Origin of the sequence: Streptomyces sp. WAC 04229 (assembly GCF_003947455.1) — a bacterium.
Lineage (GTDB): Bacteria > Actinomycetota > Actinomycetes > Streptomycetales > Streptomycetaceae > Streptomyces.
On the sequence record NZ_QHJH01000255.1, the window covers coordinates 1 to 8,262 of the forward strand.

Below are 8,262 nucleotides of genomic sequence, written 5' to 3' on the forward strand. Positions count from 1 at the left end.
GGGCGGGGAGGGCCGTGCGGGTCAGCCCTTGACGCCTCCCGAGGCGAGCCCGGCCGTCACATGGCGTTGCAGGGCGAGGAAGACGACCAGCGCGGGGAGGGCGAAGAGGGTGGAGGCCGCCATGGTGGCTCCCCAGTCGGTGCCGAACGTCGACTGGAACGAGGAGAGCCAGACCGGCAGCGTCCGGCTGTCCTGCTGCTTGATGATGAGGAAGTTGGCGTAGGTGAACTCGTTCCAGGCGGTGATGAAGCCGAACAGCGAGGTGGCCATCAGACCGGGCGCCAGCAGCGGGAACGCGACCTTGCGGAAGGCGGCGCCCCGGGTGCACCCGTCGACCTGCGCGGCCTCCTCCAGTTCGGGCGGGATGCCCGCGATGAAGCCGCGCAGCACCACCACGGTGAACGGCAGTGTGATCATGAAGTAGACGAGCGTCAGCGTCGGCAGGCGGTCGAGCATGCCGGTGTCGCGGGAGATGATGTAGATCGGGATGATCAGCGACTCCCAGGGCGCCATCTGCGCGATGAACACCGCCAGCATGAACTGCCGGCGCCCGCGCCAGCGCATCCGGGCCACGGCGTAGGCGGCGCCGAGGGCGACCAGCAGGGCGAGGAGCACGGCACTGAGGGTGACCAGGATGCTGTTGCGCCAGAACAGCGCGAACCCGTCGGCGCCGACGGCCCGCCGGAAGTGGTCGAGCGTCCACGCGCCGGGGATCAGCCGGGGGTCGTACGACTGGATGTCGGTGGACGGTTTGAGGGCCGTCGTGACCATCCAGTACACGGGGAACAGGCAGACCACGACGGTGAGCAGGGCCGCCGCGTTGAGCGGGAGGCGGCGCAGCGCGCGGCGCGGCGCGCGCTGCGACGAGGGGTGCGGGGTGCTCACAGCTGCTCACCCTCCTGACGGAAGAGTTGGCGGAAGTACAGGACGAGGACGCCGCTCATCAGCAGCACCGTGAGCATCGAGGCGGCCGACCCCAGGTCGTAGCGCTGCCCGGCCAGCGCGGTCTGCACGGCGTACACCGGCAGGATGGTGGTGGCCTCGCCGGGACCGCCCCGGGTCATCACCCAGATCTGCACGAACGCCTTGAACGTCCAGATGACCTCGAGCGACAGGACGAGCATGAAGATCGGCCGGATCAGCGGGAAGGTGACGGAGCGGAAGACGCGCGTGCCGCCCGCGCCGTCCATCCGCGCCGACTCGTACAGCTCGGCGGGCACGGTGACCAGCGCCGAGTAGAGCGTGATCGCCGCGAACGGCACGGACTGCCAGACGATCAGCACCACCACGATGGCGAACGCGGTGCCGCCGTGCGCGAACCAGGTGTATCCCTCGTACGAGTCGAGGCCGAGGCCGGTCAGGGTCTCGTTGACGATGCCGAACTCGGAGTGGAACAGCCACTGGAAGACGGTGGTGGCCGCGACCACCGGGACCGCCCAGACCAGGACCAGGGAGCTGAGGACCACGGTCCTGGCCACCCTGCCCAGCCGCTCGGTCATCAGCGCGACCAGGGTCGACAGGACCATGATCGCGACCACGCAGACCGCCATGAAGACGAAGGTGCGGCGCACCACCTCCCAGAACTCCGGGTCGCCGAGCAGCGTCCGGTAGTTGCGCAGCCCCACGAACTCGGCATCACCCAGGATGAGTTGGCGCAGCCGGAAGTCCTGCACGGAGATGAGCACCGCGCGGGCCAGCGGATAGAGCAGCAGGTAGAGCATGCCCAGCACGGCGGGCGCGATCAGCAGGTACGGCCACGGCGAGCCCCGGCCCGCCCCGCCGCGGCGCCGCGCGGGCCCGGACGGGGCGGGCGGACGGCGACGGGCTGCCTCGCGCGGCACGCTCCGCTCACGGACGGTCGACACGGCGCCTCCTGTTCCCTCGGGTCGTCGGGGTCGCGGTCAGGAGCCGCTGTTGAGGGTGTCGGTGATGGTCCGGGACGCCTTCGCCGCCTCGGACGCGGCGTCCTCGCCGGTGAGGACGGCGGTCATGTACTCCTTGACCGGGTTCTTGGCCTCGACCGCCGCCCACTGCGGGGTGTTGGGGGTGGCGTGTCCGTTCGCGGCACCGGCCGCCATGGCCGCGGTGCCCGGGTCGCCGGAGACGGCGTCCGCCAGCGTGGTCTTGTTCGGTACGTAGCTCATGGCGACCGCGAGCTTCTTCTGCCAGGCGTCGCCCGTCAGTTCCCGGATGAAGGTGAACGCCTCCTCCTGGTGCGCGGCGACGGCCGGCACGACCAGGTCGGAACCGCCGGTGAAGACCGCGCCGGGCCGGTCCGCGGTCTTGCCGGGGATCGGGAAGAAGCCGAGTTTTCCCTTGAGTTGGGGGTTCTTCTCCTCGATGACCTTGGCGCCGCCGGGGACCGCGATGATCTGGGCGACCTGCCCCTTGGCCATCACCTCCGCCTGCGGCGGCTGGGACTCGTCGGAGTCCTTGGGGCCCTTGCCGAGGGTCTGGAGGCGCCGGTAGAAGTCCATGGCCCGCAGCGCCCCGGGGCTGTCCAGGCCGCCCTTCCACCCGTCGCCCGACTTCACGGCCAGGTCGCCGCCCTCGTCCCAGACGAAGCCGGACAGGACGTACCAGTTCTGGCCCGGCAGGTAGATCCCCTGGGTGCCGCCCTCGTCGAGCTTGCGGGTGGCGGCGATCCACTGGTCCCTGCTCCTGATCGAGGCGGGGTCCACCCCCGCCTTCTCGAACAGGTCGGTGCGGTGGATGACGACCCGGTTGGCCGCGTAGTAGGGGATGCCGTACTGCTTCCCGTCGTACGATCCGGGCTCCGCGAGCCCCTTCAACCAGTCGCCGCCGCCCAGTTCGTCCACCCGGTCCGAGAAGTCGGTGAGGCCGCCGCTCTGGGCGTACTGGGCGACCTGCGTGTTGCCGACCTCGATGACGTCGGGCGCGTCGTTGCTGGCCAGGGCGGCCGTGACCTTCTCGCCGATGCCCTCCCACTCCTGGATCTGGATCTTCAGGTCGATGCCGGGATGGGTCTTCTCGAAGCCCGTCTCGAACTCCTTCTGGAAGCCGGCCGAGACGCTGTCACGCATGAGCCACACGTCGAGGGCGGTCCGGCCGGACCCGGCGCCGTCCGAGGAGTCGCCGGAGGAACAGGCGGCGAGCCCGGCACCGAGCACCAGCGTGCAGAACAGGGCGAGGGAGCGGTACTTCACGGTTCACCTCTGGGAGAGCTGGAAGGGACGACGCACCCACACTTGACCAGTAAGGGGCGCAGGGCTTACCAGTCGGCGTTGGTCGAAGGTGGCATGGACCAATGAGGGCGTCAACCCCTCGCGTATGTACGGGATTTCAGCCGTGGAGGCCTGACGGGTGGCTGGATCACGAGCGAGGTGGACAGGTAAGCTCGGCTGACCAGCAGACCAGTTACGGGAGTACTGCATGGAGATCGACGCCGCCGCCTCCGGTGCGGTGCTCAAGCGGGAGCGCGTCCGCGACGCGATCCTGGAACTCGTCGAGGAACGGCGCCCGGGGGACGCCATCCCCTCCGAACGCACCCTGTGTGCCGAACTCGGTGTGTCCCGGCCCACGTTGCGTGCCGCGGTCGACGAACTGGTGGTCGCCGGACTGCTGGTGCGCGAGCACGGCCGGGGCATGTTCGTCGCCGCCGAGAAGATCACCCAGGAACTGGTCTCGGACCGGCGGGCCTTCAGCCTCCCGCAGGCCGCGGGCGCCTGGACCAGCAGGCTCCTGGAGGTGCGCACCCTCCCCGCGGGCGCCCGGGTGGGCCGCAAGCTGCGCATGTCGCCGGCGGCGCGGATCCACTACGTGGCCAGGCTGCGGCTGGTCGACGGGGCGCCCATGGCCATCGAGTACCTGCACGTACCGGCCGACCTCGTCTCGGACCTGACCAGTGAGGAACTGGAGCAGGGCGACCTGTACGCGCACCTGGCCGAGCGGCACGACGTCCGGGTCAGCGAAGCCGTCCAGTCGATCGAGCCCACCGTGGTCACCCGGGCCGAGGCCGACCTCCTCGACGTCCCCGAACTCTCCCCGGCGCTCCTTTTCGAGCGCCTGACCACCGACACCTTGGGCCGCCCCGTCGAGTACGTGCACTCGCTCTACCGGGGCGACCGCTACCGCATCGTCTCCCGCCTCACCCTGGGTCCGCGCGACCAGGCCCCGCCCCCGGGCCAGGGGCATCATCCGGGCATCCCGCCCGGCGACTTCACCACCAAGGACCCCGTCACGCTCTCGACCCGCGGAGTGGTCCAGGACGGCATGTAGACGCGAGGCGAGCATCCCTCCGGTGCGCGGAGATGCTCGGAACGGCTTTGTATCGAGCACGTATTGACATGTCAGGGCTGACGTCGCAGAGTCATGCCCCGACAGTGCTCGACAACGCCCGTCCGCGCCCCCACCGTGCAGCCGACCGCCCACGAGGAGTGTTGCCGTCATGTCCGAAAAGCCCGCTGTCTCACGCCGACTGCTGCTGGGCTCCGCCGTCGCCACCGGAGCGGCCGCCGCCGGGATGACCGCGGCCGCGCCGTCCGCGTCGGCGGCCGAGCCGGCGCCGCCCCGCCGCCGGCCCGGCCAGAAGTCGATGATCGGCGTGCCCTTCGAGGCCCACAGAACCGTCCGCGTCGGCGTCATCGGCCTCGGCAACCGGGGCGGCGGCATGATCACCGGCTGGGCCGCCGTACCCGGCTGTACGGTGACCGCCGTCTGCGACATCCGCGCCGACCGCGCCAAGAGCGCCGCCGACCGGCTGGCGGCCAAGGGCCACCCGCGCCCCGCCGAGTACGGCGGCTCGGCCGACTCCTACGTCCGGATGCTCAGGCGCGACGACATCGACCTCGTGTACATCGCCACGCCGTGGGAGTTCCACTACGAGCAGGGGAGAGCGGCGCTGCTCAGCGGCAAGCACGCCGTGGTCGAGCTCCCCGTCGCGACCGAACTGCGCCAGCTGTGGGACCTCGTGGACACCTCCGAGCGCACCCGCAGGCACCTGCTCCTGTCCGAGAACTGCAGCTACGGCCGCAACGAGCTGGCCATGCTGAAGGCGGCCCACGACGGCCTGTTCGGAGACATCACCAACGGACACGGAGGCTACCTCCACGACCTGCGTGAACTCCTCTTCTCCGACACCTACTACACCGACTCCTGGCGCCGGCTCTGGCACACCCGCAGCACCGCGTCCTTCTACCCGATGCACGGACTGGCGCCCATCGCGGCGGCCATGGACGTCAACCGCGGCGACCGCATGGCCACCCTGACCGCCACCTCGACCGCGCCGAAGGGCCTGGCCGACTACCGTGCGCGCTTCGTCCCCCGGGACCACCCCTCCTGGAAGGAGAACTACATCAACGGTGACCTGGTCACCTGCATGATCGAAACCGCGAGGGGCCGGACCATCCGGGCGGAGCACGACGTGAGTTCGCCCCGCCCGTACAGCCGCATCAACACCCTCGCCGGCAGCCGGGGCATCGTCGAGGACTACGCCGGAGCAGCCCCGACCGGCGCCCGGATCTACGTCGAACCGGACCACAGCGGCCACACCTGGCGGGACTTCGAGGCCTACCGCAAGGAGTACGACCACTGGCTGTGGCAGAAGGTCGGCGACGACGCCGCGAACAACGGCGGTCACGGCGGCATGGACTACGTCCTCCAGTGGCGCCTGGTCCAGCTCATGCGGGTGGGGCTGGTGCCGGACATCGACGTCTACGACTCGGCCGCCTGGTGCGCGCCGGTCCCGCTGAGCGTCACCTCCCTGGCCCGGGGCGGCCGCCCGGTCGAGATCCCCGACTTCACCCGGGGCGCCTGGCGCGAGCGCAGGCCCGGCCTCGACTCGACGCCCACCGAGATGCCGCCCGTGCGCTGAACCCCCGCCGCGCATCCCCGGCCCGCGTCAGCGGTCGCGCACCCGGCCCAGCTCCTGAAGCGCCCGGGTCGTGGTGCGCGCCAGCCGCGGCCGGTCCCGCACGAAACGCCGGGCGGCCCGCACCGGATCCCGACGCATCCGGTGGACGGCGCCGCCCGGCCCGAAACGCACCACCGCACCCTCGTACACCCGCAGGTCCCGCGTCTTGAAGGACTCCTTGTAGCGGGCCGGCCCACTGCCCAGGTCCACTGTCCCGATCCCGTCCGCGGCCGCCGCCTCCAGCATCCGCAACAGCAGCAGAAGCCCGGGGGAGTACCTGCCGTACGCGCGGTCGTACGCCGGGAACCACCAGGACAGGACCGTCGGCGAACGCAGCCCGAAGTGGGCGGCCACCGGCCTGCCGCCGGCGTGCAGCACCGACAGCACACCACGGCACCCGGGGTCCTCGCTCCGGGCGAGCAGCTCCACCAGCCCGGTGATCCAGGTCTGCGCGAACCGGTCGCGCCGGCCGGTGCGCCGGTACTGCGCGGACTTCCAGCGCATGAGTGTGCGCAGCGCCGCGGGGTCCTGTTCGTCGTACACGAAGCGGACTTCGCCGACCTGCCGGGCGAGTCTTCGCTCCTTGGCTAGGGTCTGCTTCAGGAACCCGGGCGACCCGGTGCGCAGGGCCCGCGCGTACCGGTCGAAGCCGTCACCCAGGTCGACGACCGGCGAGGCCAGCGCCTCGGCCGTGTGCGCCAGGAACATGTCCTGGTCCGACTCCAGGTTGTCGAACTCCCAGGACGACAGCGAACAGGCCCGCAGCAGCGTGCGGGGGTCGAGACGGATGCCGTCCCGCAGTACGGCGCCCTGGCTGTCCGACACCCCGAGCCCGATGGCCCGCCCCTGGCCCGCGAAGCCCCGCTCGTAGGGGAAGTACCCCACCGGGACGCCGTCCTCCCGCAGGACCGCCACCTCGGCCCGCGGCCTGACCAGCCCCACGGCGGTGGTGAACGCCGGGTCCAGGAACGGGTTCGCCGCTGCTCGGGAGGCGGCCCTGATCTCCCGCCAGATCTTGTGGTCGTCCGCGTCGAGCCGCCCCGGCCCGATCACGTCGATGCGCTTACCGGACACGCGCCAGCCTCCTGCGTCGTCGGAACAGAGGACACACGACGGCCTGCTGGACACCGCGTCGCGGCGGGTGGTCACCCGGGCCGCGCGGCGCAGGCCTGCTCGGTACCGCCTCGCTCAGCAGCGAAACGTCTGCAGTGCGGCCACGCCCCGGGCGCCCCCGTCGGTCACCCTCCCGCAGGCCGGAAACGGACGGCCGGCCGCTGTACCGTCCTGCCGGGCGGCGTGGGCCGGTGCCGGGGCGCGGGCGGCGTCCCCGTCGTCGGCGCCCGCCGTGCCCGCGGCCCTCGGCGCGCGGACGGCGACGTGACGGTCCCGGGAGTCCTCCTCGCACGGGCCGGACTCCCCCGCGGTGTCGGCCGCCACGGCGACCGTGACCGCCGCACGCTCCGCGGACGCCTCGGCGGTCACCGGCGGCCGGGGGGTGAGGAGATACAGCAGCGCCCACGCCAGCAGGACTGCCGCCGCTGCCCGTCGACGCCGCACTGTCGCACTCCTGACCTCAGTCCCGGCCGGGGCGGACCGCGGGCCGGCATGGGGCCGGTCCCCCGCATACACCCAGTCGGCTCTCCAGTAGGCCGACCGTGCTCCGTCCCGTCAAGACCGCACCGCCCGAACCGGTCCGTCCGGCCCGCTCCGGTGACGTCGTGCTCCGTTGCCCTCTCGCACCGGGCGTCTACGCGGGGTGGACGCGCGCGGGGTGCGCTACCGCGCCAGGACCTCCTCCGGGCCCATGACGACCACCGGCTCCTTGTCCGGGTCCACGGCGGTCAGCAACGCGCGCATGTGCTCCTCGCTCAGGGACACGCAGGCGTTGGTCGGCCCGTCGTGGTCCACGTGGATCCAGACACCGCCGCCCTTGTCCTCCCCCTCGGGGCGGGTCAGGTCCAGCGGGGTGGTGCCCGGCACCCGGTTGTAGTCGATGGCGATCACGTAGTCGAAGGACCCCTCCAGCGGCTCGCCCAGATGCCCGGTGCCCGACACGGCGAACTCCGGATCCTCGTCGTACGGGAGCAGGCTGCCCGGGTCCGGCAGCCGGCCGCCCGCGTCGCTGAGCCCGAAGACACCGATGGGTGAGTGCAGGTCGCCCGCCTCGTGGTCGTCGGTCCAGCCGCGCAGGCCGTTGTGCGCGGACCAGGGACCCGCGACCGCCCGCCAGCCCTGGGCGGGATCCCGCTCGTAGAGCACCACCCGCGCCTGCGACGACGTCTCCGACTCGCCGGTGACCACCAGGGCCTGCCGCGTGCCGGACGGGAGCAGGTCCCGCATGACCGGCCCGACCCCGGGAAGCGGGCGGGGGAAGTGGCGCGGGGGAGCGG

General features: G+C 71.9%; 8 protein-coding genes. 2 read left to right on the plus strand and 6 right to left on the minus strand.

The features are described from left to right. Positions 1-21: 21 nt before the first annotated feature. The 3 genes from DMH12_RS35300 to DMH12_RS35310 are packed head-to-tail and all read right to left on the minus strand — an operon-like array spanning position 22 to position 3,167. Positions 22-885, minus strand: a complete 864-nt coding sequence (locus DMH12_RS35300) for a carbohydrate ABC transporter permease (protein WP_125495398.1) — start codon at positions 883-885, stop codon at positions 22-24. Then, positions 882-1,865, minus strand: a complete 984-nt coding sequence (locus DMH12_RS35305; RefSeq protein WP_185832735.1) for a carbohydrate ABC transporter permease — start codon at positions 1,863-1,865, stop codon at positions 882-884. The genes DMH12_RS35300 and DMH12_RS35305 overlap by 4 nt, the downstream gene beginning before the upstream one ends. 36 nt (positions 1,866-1,901) lie before the next feature. Next, on the minus strand, positions 1,902-3,167 hold the full coding sequence (locus tag DMH12_RS35310; protein ID WP_125495399.1) for an extracellular solute-binding protein: 1,266 nt from the start codon (positions 3,165-3,167) through the stop codon (positions 1,902-1,904). 226 nt (positions 3,168-3,393) lie between these two features. On the opposite strand from DMH12_RS35310, the gene DMH12_RS35315 reads away from it, so the two are divergent. Both DMH12_RS35315 and DMH12_RS35320 read left to right on the plus strand, forming a co-directional pair. After that, complete coding sequence (locus tag DMH12_RS35315) at positions 3,394-4,239, plus strand: GntR family transcriptional regulator (RefSeq protein WP_122619237.1); 846 nt, start codon at positions 3,394-3,396, stop codon at positions 4,237-4,239. A 169-nt stretch (positions 4,240-4,408) separates the two neighbouring features. Then, a complete protein-coding gene (locus DMH12_RS35320; protein WP_125495400.1) occupies positions 4,409-5,833 on the plus strand; it encodes a Gfo/Idh/MocA family protein in 1,425 nt (474 codons plus the stop codon). Positions 5,834-5,860: 27 nt separating this feature from the next. On the opposite strand, the gene DMH12_RS35325 is transcribed toward DMH12_RS35320, so the two are convergent. From DMH12_RS35325 to DMH12_RS35335, 3 genes are all read right to left on the minus strand, one after another. Then, positions 5,861-6,946, minus strand: coding sequence for a GNAT family N-acetyltransferase (locus tag DMH12_RS35325; RefSeq protein ID WP_125495401.1), 1,086 nt, complete (start codon positions 6,944-6,946; stop codon positions 5,861-5,863). A 114-nt stretch (positions 6,947-7,060) separates the two neighbouring features. Further along, positions 7,061-7,429, minus strand: a complete 369-nt coding sequence (locus DMH12_RS35330) for a hypothetical protein (protein ID WP_125495402.1) — start codon at positions 7,427-7,429, stop codon at positions 7,061-7,063. A 219-nt stretch (positions 7,430-7,648) separates the two neighbouring features. Continuing rightward, on the minus strand, positions 7,649-8,262 hold a 614-nt coding region (locus DMH12_RS35335; protein WP_125495403.1), incomplete at its 5' end, for a hypothetical protein.

Excerpts from the sequence above, each read along its gene's own strand:
- DMH12_RS35315 (WP_122619237.1), top strand. The coding sequence starts at position 3,394 with ATGGAGATCGACGCCGCCGCCTCCGGTGCGGTGCTCAAGCGGGAGCGC.
- DMH12_RS35320 (WP_125495400.1), top strand. The coding sequence starts at position 4,409 with ATGTCCGAAAAGCCCGCTGTCTCACGCCGACTGCTGCTGGGCTCCGCC.